The 22945-nt window shown below is 41.2% G+C and carries 25 protein-coding genes, 1 tRNA gene and 1 other RNA gene; 15 read left to right on the forward strand and 12 right to left on the reverse strand.

Annotation, left to right across the window (positions count from 1 at the left end; all coding sequences use genetic code 11):
• Positions 1 to 91: 91 nt before the first annotated feature.
• The 9 genes from OD355_RS12245 (at position 92) to OD355_RS12285 (ending at position 5759) form a co-directional block, all read left to right on the forward strand.
• On the forward strand, positions 92 to 469 hold the full coding sequence (locus OD355_RS12245; protein ID WP_263038778.1) for a DoxX family protein: 378 nt from the start codon (positions 92 to 94) through the stop codon (positions 467 to 469).
• A 130-nt stretch (positions 470 to 599) separates the two neighbouring features.
• On the forward strand, positions 600 to 1379 hold the full coding sequence (locus tag OD355_RS12250) for a helix-turn-helix domain-containing protein (RefSeq protein WP_317619118.1): 780 nt from the start codon (positions 600 to 602) through the stop codon (positions 1377 to 1379).
• A gap of 90 nt (positions 1380 to 1469) precedes the next feature.
• Positions 1470 to 1823, forward strand: a complete 354-nt coding sequence (locus OD355_RS12255) for a YciI family protein (RefSeq protein ID WP_263038780.1) — start codon at positions 1470 to 1472, stop codon at positions 1821 to 1823.
• A gap of 105 nt (positions 1824 to 1928) precedes the next feature.
• Positions 1929 to 2390, forward strand: coding sequence for a MarR family winged helix-turn-helix transcriptional regulator (locus tag OD355_RS12260; protein WP_263038781.1), 462 nt, complete (start codon positions 1929 to 1931; stop codon positions 2388 to 2390).
• A gap of 8 nt (positions 2391 to 2398) precedes the next feature.
• Positions 2399 to 2839, forward strand: coding sequence for an NAD(+)--rifampin ADP-ribosyltransferase (gene arr / locus OD355_RS12265; protein WP_263038782.1), 441 nt, complete (start codon positions 2399 to 2401; stop codon positions 2837 to 2839).
• Positions 2840 to 2876: 37 nt separating this feature from the next.
• Complete coding sequence (locus OD355_RS12270) at positions 2877 to 3440, forward strand: dihydrofolate reductase family protein (RefSeq protein WP_263038783.1); 564 nt, start codon at positions 2877 to 2879, stop codon at positions 3438 to 3440.
• 149 nt (positions 3441 to 3589) lie between these two features.
• Positions 3590 to 4432, forward strand: coding sequence for an alpha/beta hydrolase (locus OD355_RS12275; protein ID WP_263038784.1), 843 nt, complete (start codon positions 3590 to 3592; stop codon positions 4430 to 4432).
• A gap of 112 nt (positions 4433 to 4544) precedes the next feature.
• Positions 4545 to 5051, forward strand: a complete 507-nt coding sequence (locus tag OD355_RS12280) for a DinB family protein (RefSeq protein ID WP_263038785.1) — start codon at positions 4545 to 4547, stop codon at positions 5049 to 5051.
• A gap of 204 nt (positions 5052 to 5255) precedes the next feature.
• Positions 5256 to 5759 carry a glycosyl-4,4'-diaponeurosporenoate acyltransferase CrtO family protein gene (locus OD355_RS12285; RefSeq protein WP_263038786.1) on the forward strand — a complete coding sequence of 168 codons (504 nt, stop codon included), beginning with the start codon at positions 5256 to 5258 and terminating at the stop codon, positions 5757 to 5759.
• 156 nt (positions 5760 to 5915) lie between these two features.
• Here OD355_RS12285 and OD355_RS12290 read toward each other — a convergent pair whose 3' ends face one another.
• The 8 genes from OD355_RS12290 to OD355_RS12325 all read right to left on the reverse strand — a co-directional run bounded on the left by OD355_RS12290 (position 5916) and on the right by OD355_RS12325 (position 12879).
• A complete protein-coding gene (locus tag OD355_RS12290; RefSeq protein WP_263038787.1) occupies positions 5916 to 6131 on the reverse strand; it encodes a hypothetical protein in 216 nt (71 codons plus the stop codon).
• 224 nt (positions 6132 to 6355) lie between these two features.
• The gene (locus OD355_RS12295) at positions 6356 to 7267 is read right to left on the reverse strand and encodes a helix-turn-helix domain-containing protein (protein ID WP_263038788.1); all 912 of its coding nucleotides are present in this window, start codon (positions 7265 to 7267) and stop codon (positions 6356 to 6358) included.
• Positions 7268 to 7422: 155 nt separating this feature from the next.
• Positions 7423 to 7569, reverse strand: coding sequence for a hypothetical protein (locus tag OD355_RS12300; RefSeq protein ID WP_263038789.1), 147 nt, complete (start codon positions 7567 to 7569; stop codon positions 7423 to 7425).
• 388 nt (positions 7570 to 7957) lie between these two features.
• The gene (locus tag OD355_RS12305) at positions 7958 to 9343 is read right to left on the reverse strand and encodes a hemolysin family protein (protein WP_263038790.1); all 1386 of its coding nucleotides are present in this window, start codon (positions 9341 to 9343) and stop codon (positions 7958 to 7960) included.
• 85 nt (positions 9344 to 9428) lie between these two features.
• Complete coding sequence (locus tag OD355_RS12310; RefSeq protein WP_263038791.1) at positions 9429 to 9977, reverse strand: plasmid pRiA4b ORF-3 family protein; 549 nt, start codon at positions 9975 to 9977, stop codon at positions 9429 to 9431.
• A gap of 5 nt (positions 9978 to 9982) precedes the next feature.
• On the reverse strand, positions 9983 to 11419 hold the full coding sequence (locus tag OD355_RS12315) for a CCA tRNA nucleotidyltransferase (protein ID WP_263038792.1): 1437 nt from the start codon (positions 11417 to 11419) through the stop codon (positions 9983 to 9985).
• A gap of 29 nt (positions 11420 to 11448) precedes the next feature.
• Positions 11449 to 12264 (reverse strand): glutaminyl-peptide cyclotransferase, encoded by an 816-nt coding sequence (locus OD355_RS12320; RefSeq protein WP_263038793.1) that lies wholly within the window; start codon positions 12262 to 12264, stop codon positions 11449 to 11451.
• Positions 12265 to 12351: 87 nt separating this feature from the next.
• Positions 12352 to 12879 carry a septal ring lytic transglycosylase RlpA family protein gene (locus tag OD355_RS12325; protein WP_263038794.1) on the reverse strand — a complete coding sequence of 176 codons (528 nt, stop codon included), beginning with the start codon at positions 12877 to 12879 and terminating at the stop codon, positions 12352 to 12354.
• A gap of 58 nt (positions 12880 to 12937) precedes the next feature.
• On the opposite strand from OD355_RS12325, the gene OD355_RS12330 reads away from it, so the two are divergent.
• Positions 12938 to 13657: a M15 family metallopeptidase gene (locus OD355_RS12330; RefSeq protein WP_263038795.1), complete on the forward strand. Its 720-nt coding sequence runs from the start codon at positions 12938 to 12940 to the stop codon at positions 13655 to 13657.
• Positions 13658 to 13695: 38 nt separating this feature from the next.
• Positions 13696 to 14337 carry a DUF4230 domain-containing protein gene (locus OD355_RS12335; protein WP_263038796.1) on the forward strand — a complete coding sequence of 214 codons (642 nt, stop codon included), beginning with the start codon at positions 13696 to 13698 and terminating at the stop codon, positions 14335 to 14337.
• 1 nt (position 14338) lies between these two features.
• Here the strand turns inward: OD355_RS12335 and OD355_RS12340 are convergent, their stop codons facing one another.
• Entirely contained in the window at positions 14339 to 15091 is a 753-nt protein-coding gene (locus OD355_RS12340; protein ID WP_263038797.1) for a polyprenol monophosphomannose synthase, read from the reverse strand.
• Between the two features lie 213 nt (positions 15092 to 15304).
• On the opposite strand from OD355_RS12340, the gene OD355_RS12345 reads away from it, so the two are divergent.
• Positions 15305 to 16345: a Smr/MutS family protein gene (locus OD355_RS12345; RefSeq protein WP_263038798.1), complete on the forward strand. Its 1041-nt coding sequence runs from the start codon at positions 15305 to 15307 to the stop codon at positions 16343 to 16345.
• A gap of 198 nt (positions 16346 to 16543) precedes the next feature.
• An RNA gene (gene rnpB / locus OD355_RS12350) (RNase P RNA component class A) lies at positions 16544 to 16889 on the forward strand.
• Positions 16890 to 16951: 62 nt separating this feature from the next.
• Here the strand turns inward: rnpB and OD355_RS12355 are convergent.
• The 3 genes from OD355_RS12355 to rpsO all read right to left on the reverse strand — a co-directional run bounded on the left by OD355_RS12355 (position 16952) and on the right by rpsO (position 19877).
• A tRNA-Gln gene (locus tag OD355_RS12355) sits at positions 16952 to 17022 on the reverse strand.
• Positions 17023 to 17178: 156 nt separating this feature from the next.
• On the reverse strand, positions 17179 to 19443 hold the full coding sequence (pnp, locus tag OD355_RS12360) for a polyribonucleotide nucleotidyltransferase (protein WP_263038799.1): 2265 nt from the start codon (positions 19441 to 19443) through the stop codon (positions 17179 to 17181).
• 161 nt (positions 19444 to 19604) lie between these two features.
• Positions 19605 to 19877, reverse strand: a complete 273-nt coding sequence (rpsO, locus tag OD355_RS12365) for a 30S ribosomal protein S15 (RefSeq protein ID WP_263038800.1) — start codon at positions 19875 to 19877, stop codon at positions 19605 to 19607.
• Positions 19878 to 20235: 358 nt separating this feature from the next.
• Between rpsO and OD355_RS12370 the strand changes: the two genes are divergently transcribed.
• Both OD355_RS12370 and OD355_RS12375 read left to right on the forward strand, forming a co-directional pair.
• Entirely contained in the window at positions 20236 to 20574 is a 339-nt protein-coding gene (locus tag OD355_RS12370) for a PadR family transcriptional regulator (protein WP_263038801.1), read from the forward strand.
• A 44-nt stretch (positions 20575 to 20618) separates the two neighbouring features.
• Complete coding sequence (locus OD355_RS12375) at positions 20619 to 22751, forward strand: PspC domain-containing protein (protein WP_263038802.1); 2133 nt, start codon at positions 20619 to 20621, stop codon at positions 22749 to 22751.
• The last annotated feature ends 194 nt before the right edge of the window (positions 22752 to 22945 follow it).

A 22945-nucleotide genomic window follows, 5' to 3' on the forward strand; every position in this document is an offset into this window, starting at 1 on the left:
ATACCAGATTTCTTATCTTATGGCAAGCAGCGTTGAGATGAAATAACCTACTTTCATTAATCAATAAATATCCTGTGCTAAATTTTCAAATATGAAAACTAAAATACTTTTTGTTCTCTGCCTGCTTTGCGGATTAATGTTTATCAACTCCGGGCTGAACAAGTTTCTAAACTATTTACCAGTGCCTGGTGATCTTCCGGAAAAAGTGGTAAAAATGAATATGGCTATTATGGAAATAATATGGCTGATGCCTTTAGTGGGTGTAGTGGAAATAATTGGCGGTATACTTTTTATCATACCTCGTTTCAGGGCATTGGGCGCCATTGTTCTTTTTCCTGTCATGGTTGGAATTTTGCTGACGCATATCACCGTTGCCCCTTCAGGCCTTCCCATGGCATTGATCATATTTGCTATTATACTCTGGGTAATGATCAAAAACCGGGAAAAATATCTTACCTTAATTCGTTGAAAACATTGCAGGTTGAACAATAACTCAACCGGCAGACTGATGATTGCTCAAGCTTGCGCATTGATGGTGCGGGCCTTTGAAAAAGGTATTGTTTAAATAAAAAATAAAAACGCTGCAGGATTATAAGATCATACCGCCTCCGGATATACTGAGAAATCATGTCAGGTATTTCTGGACATTGGATGTTTCTATGACCACAACCACTGCTGCTGTATTCCACGCTTATGTGGATCACAGCCTCGGGATCTCTTTTCAGGTTGGCTGCAATCAAAGCGTCCTTTTACACAATAATACATTGATACCGATAGGAATGTTGCATGGTTTGAATACTGTGCCATCTACTGTTCAATATAATTGCAGTTTTTCTTCTTTCGGGCTGGTATTTTATCCACATGTGATAAAAGAAATATTTGGTATGGATGCCTGCCATTTTACAAATGCGCAGATTTCTATTGAGGATCACATAGAACCTTTTTTAACGGAAGAGGTTGTTACTGCTGCAAACAGCCGGAAACGCATTGAAATTATTACAGCGTATTTACTCAACAAGCTTAATAAGAAAACCGCGCAGGGTGCGCTGGCAAAAAATTTCATTCATTATATTCAATCTAATGCCGGTATTGTGACTGTAAAAGATCTGGTTAGTGCGTTTAATACAACGGAACGCCAAATTGAAAGGCTATTTAAAGAACAAGTTGGCGTTACTCCCCGGCACTTCATCAAAACCGAAAGATTCCAGAAAGCGCTTCAGCAGATAGCTGCCAACACTACATCGCTCACCGAAATAGCCTATAGTTTACAGTATGCAGACCAGTCACATTTCATACGCCACGTAAGGCAGCTATCCGGTTTATCACCAAAGCAGCTTCAAAAGAAATACCAAAAAACTGCAATAAACATTATTCTTTGATTTTGTCGGAACTGTCCAATTTATAAACTTCTGCTTTGATTAATTTTGATCGTTTAAAATACATCAAAGAATAACCTAAAGCATTGCATTATGAAAGAATTTGTATTACTATTCCGTATGGATATTACTTCCAAAGATGCGCAGCCTTCTGAAGAACAAATGAAAATCTATATGGATCAATGGACTCTTTGGATCGACAGCATTTCAGACAAGGGCAGGCTTGCAGAAGGCGGCAACCATTTTGCAAAACAGGGACGGGTATTAATGCCAGGCAACAAAGTAATAGAGTCGCCGCACATAGCTGATAATAATTCAGTTGCAGGCTACCTGATCGTTTTAGCCGATAATATGGAGGAAGCAACTGAGATTGCTAAAAAGTGCCCCATCTTACACGGGCATAATACAAGCGTTGAAATACGCGAGACTGCGATGCCCGGCGAATAAAAAATATAGTAAGCATAAAATACCCTTACATTCCCTCCCTACATTTTTTTGTTTGTCTATAGATAAATATTATCTTTGAAAGTAAGATAATTAGATACTAAGATAATGACAAAGAGAAAATTGGCTGCATCTGTAAACAGGCTGAGCCAGCAATATGCTTATACATCCATCCAAATGCACGAAGCTATTGCCCGCAAAGCGGGATTTACAGGCACAGACCATAAATACCTTGGATTCCTGATTCAAAAAGGGCCAATGACGGCGGGCGAACTTTCTGTCTTGACAGGCCTTACTACCGGTGCAGTTACCGGGTTGATAGACAGGTTTGAAAAAAAGAAACTGGTAAAAAGAGAGTTTGATAAAGATGACAGGCGAAAAATTATCATAATACCCGATACTGCTAAAATAACCGCGCTGCTTGAACCATTTTATAAGGATTTCCGTGACAATACTCATCAATTCTTTGAATTATTTTCTGCAGCAGACCTGCAAACCCTGGAAAAATATTTCCAGGGCTCGATGGAAATTATGAAAAAGAAAACAGAAAGCATAAACCAAAAAAAATAACATTATCTATGCAACAACTAAAGGAAGCGAACGCAACCCCTCATATCGCAACGCCGTTTGCGCAAACGTATTTTCACGGTACAAAGGCAGACCTGGAAATAGGCGATCTGATTAAAGTTGGTTTTCAGTCTAATTATGAGAATAGAAATTTAAAGCATGTATATGTTGCTGCAACATTCCATGCAGCCATGCTGGGAGCAGAACTTGCTGCCGGCGACGGTAAACAACGCATTTATCTGGTAGAAGCTACAGGCCCTGTTGAGGACGATCCGAATGTAACCGATAAAAAATTTCCGGGAAACCCCACTATGTCTTACCGCTCTGAACATCCGTTTAAAGTGATCGGTGAAGTCACAGTCTGGCAGGGCCACTCAGCCGCAGAAATCAGTACAATTAAGTCAGGCCTGCAAGCGCTTCGTGCGCAGGGAGGAGGCGGTATTATAGATTAGCTGACTGATAATAAAATTTACAGATAAATTAAGCACAATGAGAAAAATAATCTTAGACCTGGCTGTATCCCTCGACGGTTTTATTGAAGGTCCCAACAAGGAAATTGACTGGTGTATTATGGACGACGATATGAATTTTGAAGGCTTTTTATCATCTATCGATACGATATTTTACGGAAGGGTTAGCTACGATGCCTGGGGCAATTATCAACCGGAAGAAGGTGCCGGCTCCTCAGAAATAAGGTTTTGGAATAGTATTCATTCCAGGAAAAAATATGTTTTTTCCAGCCAAGAACGCAAAGACGATAGAGCTACATTCATAAACACAGATATGGCAGAAAAGGTATTGGAAATAAAACGTGCGCCGGGAAAAGATATATGGCTGTATGGCGGCGCCGGGCTCATCAAGCGCTTTATACAGGCAAGCCTTATTGACGTTTACAGGATATCATTTCACCCCGTGGTGTTAGGTAGCGGAAAACCATTATTCGAAGACCTTCAAAACCGCATAAGCCTTAGACTAATCGGCACAAATGTTTTCAGGTCCGGCGTTGTGCAACTGGTTTATGAGCCGGATAACACTTCAGGCAATAAGCTTTAATTGCTTTGTCGGCAAAGTACAATTTTTTACCACCCGGGGCATTTACTTTTGCCTGTTCAATAAAAACAACAATTGCAATGTTTTACTGTGTCCTGTCTACATCACGGAGAAATAAGGGCCTGGAAAAACTGCTGATTAATACCATTACAATGAAAACATCGATCAGATTTATAACCGTATTACTGGCATTGATTTGCTGCCGCAACGTCGCTGCACAGATAATAAGCGCGCCTTTGAATATTGGCATAACAGAAAAGTTTTATTCAAAAATACTTCGTGAAGACAGGAAGATCAACATTTATCTGCCTGAAAATTACAACTTCAAAGACACGTTGAAATACCCTGTAATACTTATCCCTGACGGCGGTATAGAAGAAGATTTTATACACATAGCCGGTATAGTACGCTACTACACACAGCCGTGGATTGCACGTTTTCCAAAATCAATAGTTGTTGGTATCGAAAACACCAATAGAAAGCGCGACTTTACTTTTGCAGTTACCAGCCTGGACTTTATACAAAAAAACGGTTACAAAAAAGAAGCTATCGCGGCGTATGGCGGCTCTGGAAATTATATTGCATTTCTTAAAAACGAATTAATGCCTTACCTGCACGCGAAATATAGAGCCGGTTTGCAAAGAACGGTCATAGGCGAATCATTAGCCGGCCTTTTAGCTACAGAAATATTACTGGCACATACTGATATATTTGACAATTACATCATTGTTAGCCCCAGCCTATGGTGGAATGACGGATCATTGCTGAAACAAAAAGACAAAATTGAAAGTTTAGACAACAAGGTTAAAGTCTATATCGGAGCGCCTAATGAATCGGAAGATAAAAAGATGTTTGCAGATGCAAAAACACTTTACAATATAGCAAGCCAAAATAAACATATTACTGCATTTTTTGACCATATAAGCGATGAATACCACGCCACGGTTTTTCATCAGGCAGTATATAATGGTTTTAAGAAACTATATCCACTTTAAACACTGATTATTTGCTTTGACTATAAATGAATGGAGCATCATTTTATTGTCTTATGTCAAGTTCAGGAGTTAAAAAACACTTTATTTTTATTACTTCAAACCATAAAAACTAATGAATAGCTTATCAGACAACCTACATGGCACTTTCGATGATCTAATCAACATCCTGTCAAAAACCAGTGATACTATGTTGAATAACATCCCTTTTAAAGATAGCTGGTCGGCAGGACAGGTTGTAGAACACATCGTTCTTTGCGGGAACGGAATCCCGGATAATAAAACGGGCGATTCAACAAGACAGCGAGATGAAAAAGTTGCCATCTTGAAAGAAATCTTTTCAAATATGGATGAAAAATCCAAAGCAGATCCTGCTCTTGTGCCACAAGGCTTTGATTACAAGCAACATGACTTAATAAATCAAATAAAAGCGATACGTAAAAAGTTGTGTTTAATTGCAGCACAAAAAGATCTGAATGCCATATGTTTAGATAGAGAGTTTCCTACAGTAGGATTGCTTACACGTTATGAGTGGCTTAGCTTTATATGCTTCCATACTCAAAGGCATACCAAACAAATTCAAAATATTATTAATTTTCAAAAAGTTGGTAGAAGTTTTTAAAACAAATATTAATTCCCGAAAAATTGCAAAGAAAATCCAGAAGTGTCTTGAAGAAGCCTTTCCGGGGTACAGGTTAAATTTTGATCTGCAGGATTGTGATAAAATCTTAAGAGTAGAAGCGCAATCCTTAGATTGCGAAAAAATAATAGCGTTGATTAAAAGTCATAATAATGACATATTGATATCAATCCTTGATGAATAATCGTGCGAACTACATTTAACCATATCCTGAATTTTTTCTGGAGCATCATTGCTTTTTACCCGCTCGTGCATTACTGGTATCATACAGGTGTAGGCCGGTGGTTTATAGTAGCCGCCTCGGTAAGTATTGTTGCAGCTTTCCTTCCGGACAGAGTTTATGATTTGCTGCAGCTAAGCAGCCGCCGCAGTTTTTATGAAAGATTAAAAGTAAAAACGATCCGGAAATTTGTTCAGAACGGTGATCTGGCCAGAAAGCTACCCGGCAAAAACCAATCCCATACCATCACGCGCATGCATGATGCAAAGAAATACTTGCTTACTATAGCTATGTACAACAGGTTTCATTGGGCTTGCTTTTTATTTTTCCTGTTTTCAGCAACACACGCAATTGTAGCAGGTAAAATTTTTATAGGCTTACTGGTGCTATTCGCAAATGTATTGTACAATGTTACGGCAATTGTACTTCAGCAGTATAATCAACTAAGAATCCGGGATATGTTGCATTAAGACATGTGTAGTGCACATTTAACATACATGGCGAAACGCAAAATGAATCAAATTGATCCGAATGCAACCTACAAACAAGCCTGTATTTGACCCCTAAAGAATACCAGGGACTTCGCAATGAATACTTACTTCTATTAAATTACATGGCACTAAAAATTACAGCAGCTCAGACGCCAGGATATTTACAGAATATAAAATTTCTATTATCTCCTGGCTTGTAATCCCCAATGATACAACTCTGAAAATATTATCGCGATCCCAAAAATCAAAATTCCAGCTTTTAATTCGAGGATCAGCACTCAATAAAATGTGCAAATCTTCTAGTTTTGTTTTGCGCGATGCGTTGGTTTTAAAAACAAGAATTTCTTCCATTATATAGTTTTTATAATCCAATGTCGTGGTACTTGCTTTTGGAGGGATAACTATGATTCAATCTCTTGTGTTCACAGCATTATCATGCAAATGATAATCGATTTTATTGAAGTATTTACCATAAAAACGGCAGGGCATCCATTAGAAACTTCAATAGTGGTTTTAAGATGGAAACGAACATCCTATTGATCATTGTTTTTTAAACAGGTTATCCTGTGGTAGTTTTATTTATTTATTACACTGATGCCGGATACATCTGCTTTTCCGCTTTTCAAAAATGCATAGCTGATATTATCTGCCTTGCAATCAATAAACTGAATGCGTTTTAAGTAACTGTTGTTTTTAAAGAAAGTGTTCGTCAATATTACGTCTTGAAATGTCACCTTTTTAAAAGCACAGTTTGCAAAATAGCAATTGCTTAGCGCACCATTGAAAATAATATCCTCAATCTGCATAGCAATAAAGAAGCTGTGTTGCCACACTGCATTAGTGATCGTATTTTTTTCGAATACACTGGATTTAAATGTAGCGCCTGTAAAGTTTGCGCCTGAAAAGTCGCAGTTTTTAATATGGCTTAAAGAGAATTCGGTCTCTTTCAACTGACAATGCTTAAATACATTATTATCTAAATGAGATGTCTGAATATGGCTGTTGGACATATCAGCATCCGAAAAGTCATTGCTGACAACATGATTGTTTTTTAAAATAAGTTCCGACAGATCCGCATCTATAAATTTGCAGCGTTGTATATTGGAAGAACTGAATTTCTCCTGCAGGTTTTTTAATCCGGAAAAATCCGCATCTACCCAATTTCCTAAAGACATATCCCAACCACGCCTTTTCCTTGGCTTTTCTAAAGTTTCATCCGGGTTATCCATTGCATTCACCCCAGTAGATATCGGCGTCTTGACGGCACTGCCAGGCGCAGGATTTATGCTGGCTGAAAAATAGTTCAGGTCAACACCAAAAATTTCAACAAGACGACCTAAAGTGAGTATGTCAGGCATGGATTCTCCTCTTTCCCATTTCCCCACTGCTTGCTGGCTGATGAACAAACGGGCAGCAAGCTGGGCTTGTGACATGTTTATTTTTCTTCGTGCCTCGGCAATTTTACTTCCGATCATCTTACTTTCCATAGGATTTTGTTTTGAGTTTTTATGTCATGCAAAGATATTTGCAGTTATAAACTGAACCCAAGAAATAACTGTTAGAATTAGTTGTAATTGACTACCTATGGTAGTAAAACAACAACTATTAGTTGTCAGGACATTTTTCTACCAGCATTTTTTATCTACGACCTGAATAAACGAACGCTTTTACTACATCCGTAGGCAGCCAGGAATGCGGAGAATATTTGCCGCAGCCTGCAACTTGCCACGTATGTTGCCGGCTTATCCTGGTAAATTACAGGATAAATATCGTCTTTCCGGAAGATCATTAATAAAATTTATGAAAAATTCGTGTAATTAAATAGTTACGTTAGTATCCAGATAGTATCAATGTATGTAACAAGAGACATTTTTCAGGCCTTGCAGATACTGTCAGGCCTGTTATTATTGTTTTGCTTGCCAGGCAAGCTAACGGCTGGCGCATTGGTTACCAACTTGAGTACAGCACGGAAAACTTTGCAAGGCATTGCAAATTCTTACCGGATGCGGGTAATTCATACCACTACGAAATGGCAGGGAATGATATCACAATCCAAATGATTGCAAATCTCTGGAACACACGTTCGAACAGCTTAAGCTGGTATTTGCGTACTGAATTATATGGGATAAAAAAGATACGTACGGGAAATAAAATCATATATTCTCCCTTCTCTCCTCCTACTCTTCCCTGCTTTCTTCGTATTGCTCCAGTTCTTCGTTGCTGAGCAGTCGCATGCGTACCTTTTCTACGGAGCTGCGGTACATTTTAAGGATGATCATTTCATAGCCTTCCAGGATCAGCACTTCGCCTTCCACAGGCACTGAACCATGCTCGTAAGTGATTAGCCCGGAAAGGGTATTATAGTCTTCTTCTACAGGCAGGGCACGGGGCAGGAATTCATTGATATCTTCGAGCGTTTCGTGTGCATCTACAATGTAAGAATCATCAGCCTGCTTCTCCACGATGGGCTGTTCGGCATCGTGCTCATCCTGGATATCGCCAACGAGTTCTTCCAGAATGTCTTCCATGGTTACTATTCCGGCGATGTCGCCGTATTCATCGGTTACCACCGCTAACTGCACGTGGTCTTTCTGGAAAGCTTTTAAGAGATCCTTGATCTTCATGCTTTCAGGGATATAGAAAACAGGGCGCAGGACCTCACGGATATTAAATTCTTTTTTATCCTGGTAATATAGCAATACATCCTTGATGTTGAGTATGCCTATAAGATCAGAAGGCGTATCCTGGTAGATGGGGTAACGCGAATATCCTTCGGTGATCACGCTTTTGGTGAGTTCTTCAAATGGTGTGTTCACGTCAAAGGAAACTAAATCTTTCCTGTGGGTGAGAATGTCTTTTACCCTGCGCGAGTCAAAATCAAACACATTGTTGATGAGTTCTCTTTCTGAGTCTTCAATAGCGCCGCCCTCTTCACTTTCAGAAATAATCAGTTTGATCTCTTCTTCTGTATGAATATCCTGTTCTTTGATGGGTGCAATGCCTATCACTTTCAGGATCAGGTTAGCAAAACCATTCATTATATAAATAACCGGTCGCAGCATGTAATAAAATACCCGCAACGGAATAGCTACCGCCAGGGTTGTAGGCGCTGCCTTGCGAATGGCTATAGACTTTGGCGCCAGTTCACCAAAAACAATATGCAATATGGTAATAATGATAAAGCCTACCCACGGAGCCCAGGTATGCGGGTTGATCACAGTTTGCAAAGCCGGAAAGTAAGACATCAGCTTTAGCAGCAATCCTTCTGTAACGCTTTCGCCCACCCATCCCAAACCAAGGGACGCAATGGTGATGCCGAGCTGTGTGGCAGCCAGGTAATTATCCAGGTTGTTGGTTACCAGCTTGGCTGCTTTAATGATCTTAGGCGATGCATTGGAGCCGCTGAGCTGTGATGAACGCACTTTTACGATAGCAAATTCTGCTGCAACAAAAAAACCGTTGAGAAAAACAAGGAATATAGTAAGAGCAATCTTCCAACCGCTAACAGCATCGGTTGTGAGAGTATTTAACAGGATACTCGAGGGAGGTATGTCTAAATTCATTCAAAGATTGAAATAGTGAACATGCAAAGTTAGGAATAAAATAATATTTCAGCAAAAACATATTTGCAATTTTCACAGGGCTTTCCTACTCATCATCTGTGTCTGTTGGCATGTCTTCGAGGCCTTCTCCTTCCCGGCCAAAACCTTCTGCATCTTTATGAAGGTCGTATTTCTCTTCGATGTCTATAAATTGCTTACCAGGCATGGCAGCATTGCCCTTTTTGTACTGTTGCGGGCCGGTGCCTTCTACCCTGCTTACCAGCGGGTATTGTTTTGTTTTGTCCTCCTCCCTGATCACGGATATCAGAGAAACATAGAATACCCATTTTTTGGTAAAATCATATTCATAAATAAAGCGCTGATTGGTATCAAAAATTTCACTGGCAATCTTCGTATCCCTCATCAGCAGTGGTTCAGCGCGGTATTCCTTATCATATTTTTGTAAAGAAATTTCCCTGCCGCGTCGCCAGTCTTCGGTACTCCTGTAAAATGTAGCCTCGTGTTTTTTATCGAAAAGATAAGCATCCAGGATAATGTTGTGCAGCGCTTCAAAGTTTTGGGAATGTTTAATGATCACGTCCCGATATACAGTATCATCTTCTTCGGGATGTATCCTGAATTTTAATAAAGCCATGTGTTTTAGTTTTGGTTTTGATGATTTACAGCTTTCAGGCCCAGCGCCTCTCCTTTTTTAAGCATCAATTGGTATGCCGCTTCGTAATCATTGCTGATCTCTCCATCCAGGATTGCTTCGCGCACTGCATCTTTAATGATGCCCACATTCCTGCAGGAACCAATGCCAAAGGTAGTCATAATCAGTTCTCCTGATACCGGCGGCTGCCAGTTCCTGAGCTGGTCTGCAGCTTCCACCTCCTGCATTCTTTTGGCAACAAATTCAAAATTTTGCAGGTACTGCTCTACTTTCAGCCTGTTTTTGCTGGTAATATCCGCGCGGCAAAGCGTCATGAGGTCATCAACATCTTCGCCGGCTTCAAACAACAACCTTCTCACTGCACTGTCGGTAATGTTTTCTTTCGTGAGGGTTATGGGGCGCATATGCAGGGAAACGAGCTTTTGCACATACTTCATTTTCTCATTCAGGGGCAGCTTTAGTTTAGAAAAGATCTTACTCACCATCTTAGCGCCTACTATTTCATGGCCGTGGAAAGTCCACCCGGCATTTTCATCAAAAGTTTTTACCGCAGGCTTGCCGATGTCGTGGAGAAGCGCTGCCCAGCGCAGCCAAAGGTCCCTGGTTTCTCTGCTGATGTTGTCCAGCACCTGCAAAGTATGGTAGAAATTATCTTTATGCCCGATATTGTTTTTCCTTTCAACGCCGGCCATGGCAGCAAATGCAGGGAATATTATTTCAAGCAGGCCGCTTTTAAACAAAAGGTCCCAGCCAATGGATGGTTTTTTGCTAAGCATGATCTTGTTGAGTTCATCGGTGATCCTTTCCTGTGATACGATCTTAATCCTTTCTTTATGCTGCATAATGGCCTGGAAAGTCTTTTCGTCAATAGAGAAATTCAACTGTGTAGCAAAGCGTATGGCGCGCATCATGCGCAAAGGATCATCGCTGAAAGTAATGCCCGGCTCCAGCGGTGTTTTTATAATTTTTAAAGACAGGTCCCTGAGCCCATTAAAAGGATCGATCAACTCGCCGTAATCATCTGCATTCAGGCTTACAGACAAAGCATTGATGGTGAAATCACGGCGCTGCTGGTCGTCTTCCATGGTGCCCCGCTCCACATCCGGCTTGCGGCTGTTATTCTGGTAGCTTTCTTTCCTGGCCCCAACAAACTCCACCTCATAATCCGGCAGCTTTAGCTGTGCGGTACCAAAATTTTTAAAAAAGGAAACAGGAGGCTTATGGCTGCCAAACCTGCCGGCTACTTCGTTTGCCAAATGGATGGCATCTCCCAGGCAAACCACATCAATGTCTTTGGTTGGCCTGCGCAGCAATTTATCACGCACAAAACCGCCTACTACATAAGCAGGATAACCTGCCTGTGCCGCAGCAGCGCCTATCTTCTTAAATATAAACAATTCCCTATCTGTGCAGGATATTTGCATTACACCTCATTTAAAAACTTGGAATTAGATTACAGCAGCCTGATCTCGAACATTTTAGACCATCTCTTGCCGGTAACGAAAAATGTCTTGGTGGCCGGGTTGTAGGCAATGCCGTTGAGTACATTGTCTATACTGGCTTCTGTACCGTTTAAAGGTTTGGGATCGGCAGTCAGCAGCCCAACCATATTTAATTTGCCTGTCACATAGCCGTTGGAAGGATCAATTTTTACAATATCATTGCTCAGGAAAACATTGGCGTAAATAAAACCATCTACATATTCCAGTTCATTGAGCGACGCTACAGGGCCATAATTGTTGTTTACGGTCAGCTGCCTGTTAATCTTGAAAGTTTGAGGATCTACAAAATACAATTCACTTGTACCGGTGCTTACGATCAGTTCCCTGCCGTCTGTGGTAAGCCCCCAGCCTTCAAACGGCCATGAAAGCTCTTTGATTTGCTTCATGGTTTTTGCATCATAAACCATTACTTTTTTATGCGTCCAGGTGAGCTGGTAAATTTTACCGCCCAGCGCAACAGAGCCTTCGCCGAATAAAGGCGCGGGCAGCGAAGCCAGTTTCTCGCTTTTACCTGTTTTATAATCTGTCTTCAACATCCAGCTGGTGCCTGTATTACCCGTAGATTCATACAATTGACCTTCATGAAAAAAAAGCCCTTGTGTAAAAAAAGTGGTATCATGCGGATAAATATTTACAATATCATATTCAATTGACAGTGGCGGCCGTACCATGGATGTGTTGTTGTCCATTGTCGGGTCTGTTTCCTCATTGTTTTTACAGGAGAAAAGAAGCAGAGCAGGCAATGCTAAGAGCAGGATTTTTTTCATTGTTCAAATGCTTAACAGTCACAAAAATAATAAAGTCCGGTTAATTAGCCGGACTTTATTACATACATACTATGGGAAAAAATAAATTTATTCTTCGGTACCGGGTTTTACCTCCTCTATTTTTACTTTACTCATGCCGCCGCCGTAGAAGCCTAAGACGCGGGCATGTTCGGAAGTAATGTCTACCACGCGGCCTCTTGCTGCCATACGCGGATGCATGCGGTCAGTAACTCTTGCAATAATTGACTTACCGTTTATAAGGCTGGTAACCCTCACCCAGCTGTTTAGTTTAAAAAAGTTGCTGGCCACATTATTTTTTGAATGGCTGAACACTTCTCCGTTGGCTGCTTTACGGCCTTCGAAATATTTGGCATAATAGGTAGCTGTACCCGTCATTGATTTACCGGAAACAATTTTCTTGATAAGGCTGTTATTATTTTCGGCTGTCCTGTTTTCTTTAGCTTTAAAATTCCTGAAATTCTTCAGAGAAAGAGAGTCGGAAGGGGGTGCGAAATTCGCGGTTTTTAGCTTTGGCGTATTAAATACTGATGTAGCTCTTTCGGGACTCGTAAAACTCATCAGGAAAATACTTACTAAGCAGAAGGAAAATTTCATAGTCTTTTTTTGGTTAAAAAATCGATTTTTATGCTGAAGTTTCCTTATTTTCCATTTTATGAAAACTTCAAAAACCATATACATCTCTTTTGTTTTGGCATCGTTTTTGAATTTTATGTACTATAGCGGGAAATGTTTTTCCCCAACCCATACACTGTACCCAAAAATCAATGAACAAAACGTCGTTCCTCAAAAAGGCGAGGACAAAGTTATAGCATTAATTTCCAAAAAAGATTCACTGGTCAACCTTTTTAACATAGTCCCCAACCTGCGGACACAGTGGTTTTATGCTTCTGTTAACAATTTTACAGGCCATATTCTGTACAAGAACCCCAAACCATTGCTGGTACGCCCTGCAGCCCTGGCACTAAAATCGGTGGCTGATTCTCTTGAAAAGTCTGGTTTAGGCCTAACAATTTTTGATGCTTACCGGCCGCACAGCGTATCTGTAAAAATGTGGAAGATTGTAAAGAATCCTGATTATGTAGCAGATCCTTCTAAAGGCAGTAATCACAACCGCGGCATTGCTGTCGATCTTACTTTATACGATTTAAAAACAGGAAGGAATCTTGAAATGCCTTCTCATTTCGATGATTTCAGTGAAAAAGCGCACCACGATTACATGAAATTGCCGCAGAAAATTATCAGCAACCGCACACTATTGAAAAATATTATGGAACACTTTGGTTTCAAAGCTTATAAAAATGAGTGGTGGCACTATACTTTTGTTACCGATACAAAATATGAACTGCTTGATATTGACTTCAGTGAATTCTGATCATTAAATCTTTTAAGCGAAACTGTATCTAATATATTATGAATCAAAACTCAAACCGCGGTACGCGCACCTCGCTTGTTGTAATTTTTATACTGGCAGTAATGATTGCCGTACTGGCATTTTTCTTAGGCAGAAAAAGCGGCTCAACCACCATTGAAAATATTGCTACTAATGCCACTATTATACGCCAGATATCTGAATTGTCCACACTCGAAGTGCAGGGAAATGCCAGCATAAAAAGCTCAAACGTGGCAAACGACGGCAGCATTACAGACAACCTGAAAAAACTGTTTATGGAAAACACAGTCAACATTACCGTGCCATACGTAGCCAAATATGGCGTTGACCTGGATAAACAGGAAATAAAAATAGAAGAGCAAAATAAAAAAGTAGTGATCTCGCTGCCCCAGCCAAAATTACTGAGCTATGAAATGCGTATGGACAAAGTATCTTCTATTACCAACCAGGGATGGTTACAGGCAGAGAATAATGCGTATTTCAGTAAGGTAGAACAGAAACTTTACACCCAGTCGCGTTCTCAGATGGAAAACAATGTTACCAACATCAACCGTTCTAAAACTAAAATAGCAGCTATATTGGCAGAATATTACCGTCCTACAGGCTATGAAGCTGAAGTATACTTTGCCGGAGAAAAGCTGCAACTGAAAACCGACCAGTAGATTAGTTGTTGTTCATGCGCTTGCGGTATTTCTTAAACATGCTTTGCCAGCGCAGGTTCAGCACGCCGAGGATACCTTCTTTTACAATACCCTTGCTCATTTTGCTGGTGCCCTCTGTCCTGTCCTGGAAAACAATGGGCACTTCCTTTATTTTAAAGCCCAGTTTCCAGGCAGCGAACTTCATTTCTATCTGGAATGCGTAGCCTACAAAAGATATTTCATCGAAGTTGATGGTATCCAATACTTTTTTGCGGTAGCAGATAAAGCCCGCAGTAGGGTCTTTCACCGGCATCCACGTGATCATGCGCGTATACAACGAACCGCCTTTAGAGATCATGATGCGGCTTGCAGGCCAGTTGATAAAGCCACCGCCTTTTACGTAACGGCTGCCGACAGCCACATCGGCCCCTTCGTTCTTACAGGCATTGTACAATCTTTCCAGGTCATCGGGGTTATGGGAGAAATCTGCATCCATTTCAAAGATGTATTCATAACCCTTTGCCAGCGCCCATTTAAAGCCGTGGATATAGGCTGTGCCAAGGCCAAGTTTTCCGGTTCGCTGTTCCAGGAAAAGCGTGCCGGCATATTTTGTATCAATCAGGTTTTGCACTATTTGTGCTGTGCCATCGGGAGAACCATCATCAATCACAAGAATATGGTAATTGAGATCCATATTAAAAACATAAGAAATAATGTTGTCAATGTTTTCCTTCTCGTTGTAAGTGGGTATGATTACTAACTTTTCCAAATTCATTAATTGTTAAGCGAAAGTAATCAAATAATTATAAAGTAATCAATAATTCATTAAACAAAAATAGCGTGGCAAAGTTGTGAACCCAAAGCCAATATAGTTTATAAAAAAATCTTTTACTGTACCTTTGCCGTTAATAGAAACATGGCCCGAAGTTGCCGCAGACAATACAGTTGCCGCAATTTTTAAAGCCGGCTAACTAAAAGAAAGTAAGCAATGAAATACCAGGTAGGCGACGAAATTGTAGTACTGCAAACCAATGAAGAAGGCAGGATCAAAGAAATTGTGGATGATAAAATGGTGATCGTGGAAGTGAGGGGCGTGAAGTTTCCCATGTACACAGACCAGATAGATTTTCCGTACTTTAAAAGATTTACTGAGAAAAAACTGTTTCCTGTATCCAAGCCGGATAAAACCTACATAGACCAGGTGCCGGTAGAAAAGAAACCTCAGACCAATGAAGTGAAAGCAGCATCGGGTGTATGGCTGTCTTTTTTGCCAAAATTTTCTTTTGATGAATTCGGCGATGATATGGTGGACTATTTTAAAATTTACCTGGTAAACCAGACCAACGATGCGTTGCAGTTTTATTACCGGCAGGAAGCCAATGCCTATGTAGATTTTGAATTGAAGAGCGACGTGCTGCCACAGAAAGACGTGTACCTGCACGACCTGGATTTCTCCAAGCTAAGCGATTCACCGCTGTTTGCCTTTGAGTTTTCACCGGCCAAAGCAGATAAGAAAAAAGCTGAATACTTTGAAGCCGAACTGAAGCTGAAACCTAAGCAGGTTTTTCATAAAGTACAAAGCATGAAAGAAGACAACAAGCCAACGCTTTCGTACAAACTGTTTGACGTTTACCCGGATGCTGTAGAAGAGGAACAGCATGTTTCTGCCGGCCTTGACCTGGGCAAGCTTAAAAATGCAGGCTTTAAGATATACAGCGCACACGAGGCGAGGAGTAAAATGCCTGCCGCCCGATCTGTTGTAGACCTTCACATAGAAAAACTCACTGATAGCTGGAAGCATCTGAGCAATTTTGAAATATTGACCATACAACTGAAAGAGTTTGAAAAGTGGTTTGACCTGGCCCAACACAGCCACCTCCCGTCATTCATTGTGATACACGGTGTAGGCAAAGGAAAATTAAAGGATGAAATACATGCCATTCTTAAAAGCCGACCGGAAGTAAAATCTTTTGTAAACCAATATGATCCGCGTTTTGGTTTTGGCGCTACGGAAATATTTTTTAATTAGTGCTGATGTTAGATAAGTGGTTATCAAGTTATGGAGTTATGGTGATGATGTTGGTTTATTTGTGTAGGCGTTGATTGGTTGAGATGGTACAGATAAATAGTTATGGAGTTATGGAGTGATGATGTCATCGTCTCGCACCTTTTTTCTATTGCCTCCCGGCGATTTTAATACCCATTATTTTTGTATACCTTTGCAGAGCTACAGGCCCGCATTATCGCTCCGTAAACGGAGAGGAAAGTCCGGACAGCACAGAACAGCTTACCGGCTAACAGCCGGGTCTCGTCTCAGACGGGAACAGCAAGTGCCACAGAAAATAACTACTCTGCACCGCAGAGAAAAGGTGAAAATGTGCGGTAAGAGCGCACGTGGAAGTGTGGCAACACATTTTCAGGGTAAACCTTAGGCGCTGTAATGCCATGTATAGTAGCGTTTGAGGGCTGTTCGTCCGATGCTACAGGGTAGGCAGCTACACCAATGCAGTAATGCAAAGGGCAGATAAATGATAATGTAGAAACAGAATCCGGCTTACGAGGCCTGTAGTTTTAAAAAAAAATTTACCGGGAATAAAAAAAGGATAACTCTTGCGAATTATCCTTTTTCCGTTTGTTGGCCGACCTGGATTCGAACCAAGAAAGACTGCACCAAAAACAGTAGTGTTACCGTTACACCATCGGCCATCCTTAGTTCCCTTTTGGGAGTGCAAAGATAAATTTATAACCTATTATCTCCAAATTTTTTAGCAGACTTTTTTTGTTTTTATTGTTGTATGCGTTGGTGATAGCCATAAAAAAAGCCGGCAAAAAATTCACCGGCTTATAGAATAATTATATGGCTTACTCCTCAGTTTTCGGGGCCTGGCTGTCGCCATCGTTACGCGGCTCTCTTCTTTCATTGAAGCGCCTGTCTTCTCTCGGGGCTCTCTGCTCACGTTGTTCCCTTGGCTCTCTGTTTTCTCTCTGCTCTGTTCTTTCGGGCCTTGGCATCATCGCTTTGCGGCTGAGTTTGTATTTACCGGTTTTCTGGTCAATACCTATGAGTTTTACTTTTACGGTATCACCTTCTTTAAATACGCCTTCCATTGTTTCCAGGCGTTTCCAGCTTATTTCTGAAATGTGCAGCAGGCCTTCTTTCTTAGGCAGGAATTCTACGAAAGCGCCGAATTCTTTAATGCCTTTTACTTTACCTTCATACACCTCTCCCACTTCCGGTACAGCTACAATACCCTTGATGGTAGCAGCTGCTTTTTCCACGCTTTCTTTGTTGCTGGAGAAAATGCTTACCTCACCGTATTCGCCTACTTCTTCAATATTGATGGTAGTGCCTGTTTCTTTCTGTAATTCCTGTATTACCTTTCCGCCGGGGCCGATCACTGCGCCGATAAATTCTTTCTCAATGATCAGTTTCACCATGCGCGGTGCATGCGGCTTCACGTCTTCGCGTGCTTCCGGTACACATGCATACATGTGGTCTAAGATATGCAAACGGCCTGCTTTCGCCTGGTTGAGCGCTTCACGCATAATGTCCATGCTTAAGCCGTCAACTTTAATATCCATCTGTACGCCGCAGATACCATCGCGGGTGCCGGTAACTTTAAAGTCCATATCTCCCAGGTGATCTTCATCGCCGAGGATATCTGAAAGGATGGCATATTTTCCTTCCCGCGTAATTAATCCCATAGCAATACCGCTTACGTGTTTCGGAATGGGAACACCGGCATCCATTAATGCAAGCGAGCCTGCACAAACCGTAGCCATGGATGAAGAGCCGTTAGATTCCAGGATGTCGCTCACTACTCGTACAGTGTAAGCGTAGTCGCCGTTCGGCATCATTTGCTTCAGGCTGCGCATAGCCAGGTTTCCGTGTCCTACTTCGCGACGGCCGGGGCCGCGCATCATTCTTACTTCTCCTGTAGAGAACGGCGGGAAATTGTAGTGCAGGTAAAACTTCACATCGGTGGATGTCTGTGCAGTTTCTATCAACAGCTCATCCTGTGGTGTGCCAAGGGTTACGGTAGATAACGATTGTGTTTCACCGCGTGTAAATAAGGAAGAGCCGTGCGGCGTAGGCAATACATCTATTTCCATAGACAGCGGGCGTATCTCATCCAGGTTTCTGCCGTCCAGGCGGGTCCTGTCGTCCAGGATCATATCACGTACTACATGGTACTGGATATCGTGGTAGTATTCTGCTGCTTTTTTCTTAACATCGTCAGTAAACGGTTCTTCTTCAGTAGCAGTTTCTTCGAGGTGCTTCATCAGCTCATCCCCTACCTCACTGAATTTGTACCCCCTGTCGTGTTTAGCTAATTTTCCTTTAGCAATATCATATACCTTTTGTTTAGCAAAGGCATTTACTTTTTCTCTTAAAGCCGTATTATCTTCTGCTTTCGGGTAATCTCTTTTGCCGGTAATGCCTTTAAGTTCTCTTAACTGCTGCTGGGCTTTTATTTGTACGCGAATAGCTTCGTGGGCAATTTCCAATGCTTTTACCAGGTCTTCCTCGCTGCACTCTTTACTTTCGCCTTCCACCATCATCAGGTTTTTCTCTGTAGCAGCAATCATGAAATCCATGTCTGCATTCTCCATCTGCGAGCGGCTGGGGTTTACAATAAATTCACCGTCGATGCGCGCTACTCTTACTTCCGAGATTATTTCCTTAATGGGAATATCTGAAACTGCCAGCGCTGCTGAAGCTGCCAGGCAGGCAAGCGCATCGGGAAGAATTTCTTCATCGCTGGATATGAGTGATATCAGCACCTGCACATCGCAAAAATAATCGTCGGGGAACAGCGGACGCAATGCCCTGTCTATGAGGCGGCTGATAAGAATTTCGTAATCGCTGAGCCTCGCCTCCCTTTTGAAAAAGCTCCCGGGAATACGCCCGGCAGCGGCAAATTTTTCCTGGTAATCCACGCTGAGGGGGAAGAAGTCTTGTCCCGGGCGCGGTTCTTTGTTGGCAACAACGGTTGCCAACAGTACGTTGTTTCCCTGGCGTACGGTCACTGCGCCGTCTGCCTGACGGGCCAGTTTGCCGCTTTCAATGGTCACTTCACGACCACCGCCTAAATCAAAGGAAACACTTAACGGTTGTGTCAACATAATTTTTCTTTTTAATCGAACGGAAATTTATAAAAAAGCCAGCAATAACTACACATGCAGCCAATATTTATCAAATATTTGTCTTAAAACAGGTAAGCACAAAAAACTATTCCCAACAAACGCTTTGGCCGGTTGGGAATAGTAGCAATAACATGGATAAATTATTTTCTTAAGCCTAACTTTTCAATAAGAGCACGATAGCCCTGCAGGTTGTGTCTCTGCATGTAAGCCAGTAAGCGTTTGCGCTGACCTACCATTTGCATGAGTCCACGTTGAGAAGAGAAGTCTTTTTTGTTGTCTTTTACATGCGCGGAGATACCTTTTATGCGCTCTGTTAGCAAGGCGATCTGAGCTTCGATAGATCCTGTGTTTTCAGCTTTTCCGCCATATTCAGCAAAAATATTTGCAGTTTGTTCTTTCGTTAAATAAGCCATTTAATAACTTTTTTTAAATTTCCGTTTGAAATTTTTAATTTTTACTCTTTTAATTCGTGTGCAAAAGTAATACTTAAAAATGAAATCAAGAAAATTATTTGAATTATATCGATTTTATAAAGATTATACCAAAATTTCAAAATTAAAATAACAAGAACCAATAATTTTATACGACTAAATTGTTAAATATTTGTAAAATAAATAACTGTTTTAAGTTTCAAGATATTTGTTTATAATAATTTACAAATTGTAAATTAAATAATTTATTTGCGATTAGTACTATGCATTGCATAGTATCATTAAAAGCATATATCTTTGTGTTGTCAAGTTCTATAAAGATCATTTTAAACAGATAATCATGGATATACAAAATACACAGAGCCAGATGCGCAAGGGAGTGCTGGAGTTTTGCATACTTTCCATTATCAAAAACCAGGAGTCATATCCGAGTGAGATTTTGGAGAAATTAAAAGAAGCAAACCTCAGCGTACTGGAGGGTACACTCTACCCGCTGCTGACGCGGCTAAAAAATGCCGACCTTCTTTCCTACCGTTGGGTGGAAAGCGTTTCCGGCCCGCCCAGGAAATATTTCAGCCTCACAGATAAAGGCATGGTGTTTTACCTGGAGCTACAAAAAACCTGGAAGGAACTATCCGATGCAGTAAATAAAGTAACCAATACGGATTTTGAAAAATAATTATCATTCTAAACTATAGCCAATCACAAACAAACAGTATCATTATGAAAAAGATAATCAATATAAATTTTCAGGGAAGAGTAGTGATGATTGAAGAGTCGGCTTTTGAACATCTGAAACAATATGTAGAAAGCCTGAGGATACATTTTGCTCATGAAGAAGGCCGCGATGAAATCATCAACGACATTGAATGGCGCATCTCCGAACTCTTCGACGACATTATAAAAAAAGGAAATCCCTGTGTAACCGATGAGCACCTGGAAGCGATCATCAGAAGCATCGGCCGCCCGCAAGACCTGCAGGAAGCCGAAGATCCGGCTCCGCACCTGGAAGACAGTACCACTTCACACCAGGCCGAATCAACACAATATACTGCAATAAACAATACAGGCAGCACCAACCCGTTTGGCAAAAAACGATTATTCAGGGATGAAACCAATAAAAAGATCGGCGGTGTATGCGCGGGCATAGCTAACTACCTGAACATAGACCATTCGCTTGTGAGAATACTTACCGTATTGCTGGCATTTGCTTACGGGGTGAGCATACTTGTATACATTGTGCTCTGGGCAGCACTGCCCGGCACTACTACCAAAGACATCGGCTCTTCTTACAGGAAGCTTTACAGGGACCCGATGCACAAAACAATCGGTGGTGTCTGCAGCGGGCTGGCTCATTATTTCAACATGGAGATCTGGCTGGTAAGACTGATATTTGTGCTCGGTTTGCTATCGCCATCGTTTATGTGGATCATTGATCTCGGTGCTTTCAGCGGGGGCCTTAGCGGCTTTACCTTTCTTACCTACCTGATACTGCTGATCGTGGTGCCTTATGCCAAACGCCCTTCTGATTTTCTTTCCATGAAAGGCGAAAACATTGATCTGAACAGTATTAAAACAACCGTACAGGATGCAGGCTTCGACGATAAAAAAAAAGTAACTAAAGCAGCAACTTATGTGCAGGACCAGGCTGGCAACGGCCCCGGCACTTCCTTTGAGGCATCAGAAGTTAATACGCAACATAGCTATCCCGCTAAGAATTATGTGCCTGAAAGCAGCAGCTCAACATTTGGCGACATAGTATTAGCCATTATAAAGTTCATAGCTTACATTATCCTCGGCTTTGTAATCCTCACAGTAGTCACTGTTCTGGCAGGCATTGGACTGGCTTCTTTATTTGCACTGCCCTATTCTGAATTGTTTTTTGAAAACAGCTGGGAAAGTGTAGCTGCTACCATTGCACTGGTGTGCTTTATATGGGTGCCTGTAATAGGAATTTGTATATGGACTGTAAGAAGAATATTCGGCTATAAACACAAAAAGCCGGCGCTGAGAAATTCTTTCCTGATGCTTTGGACTGTAGGGCTTATTGCATTTATCGCGTTGCTGGTATCGTCTTTGAATAATGTAAAATACGAAAGTGAAGTACCGCGTCAGATCATTGCATTGACTAACCCTTCTGTAAACAAGCTCACAGTTGATTTTGAGAAGGATGAAACCAAACTTTACTTTAAGAAATACTTCAAAATCTTCCCCTGGAGGCTGAAAGATAAATTTTACATCAATAATCTTTACCTGGATATAGAGAAATCAGCAGACAGCAATTACCACGTTTATTTACAAAAATCAGCAGACGGCAGCAGTAAGGCTAAAGCTAATGAATGGGCCGGCAAAATCAATATTCCCATTACACAAACAGACAGTGTCTTAAAAATCAACAAAGGAATCCTGATTGACAAAAATAACAAGTTCAGGAACCAGCAGGCAGAAATAACCATTGCGGTTCCAGTAGGCAAAAGAATAGTGATCAATGATGATTATTACGGTATGGCCAACGTATCCTTTGGCAATGTAAGATGGAGAAGGCATGCGGACTTCGCAACCAACACAGAATACATCATGACCAACGAAGGCCTGGTGCGTGTAAATAATGTGGATGATAATGAAGACAACAGCATAGATATAGACGATGATATATCATTTAAAAAGGAAATTGTCAATGGCGAAACAAAGTACTATGTAGATGATGAGGAAGTAGACTCAGCCAGTTTTGTAAGAAAATCAAACGAGTTGCAGCTTAAGTTGCAGAAGCAGGAACAAAAGATAAAAGAGCAGCAGGAAAAGTACAAAAAAATACAGCGCGAGCTTATTAAGCCCGATACAGCAAATATCATTTAGCACCCAGGCAACCAAACGCCCATTGCATGCGTCTTGTAGATGTGCGCCGGGATAAATATGTAATGAAATGAACGATTCGGTTGTCTTAATTAAAATCTAACTATAAAACTAAACAAACGCCTTTGCACAGGCAGAGGCGTTTTACAAAACATCAAGATGAAATAGCCATAAAGATTAGGAATCTATACCAACCG

This window comes from Haoranjiania flava (assembly GCF_025631005.1).
In the GTDB taxonomy this organism is placed as follows: Bacteria; Bacteroidota; Bacteroidia; order Chitinophagales; family Chitinophagaceae; genus Haoranjiania; species Haoranjiania flava.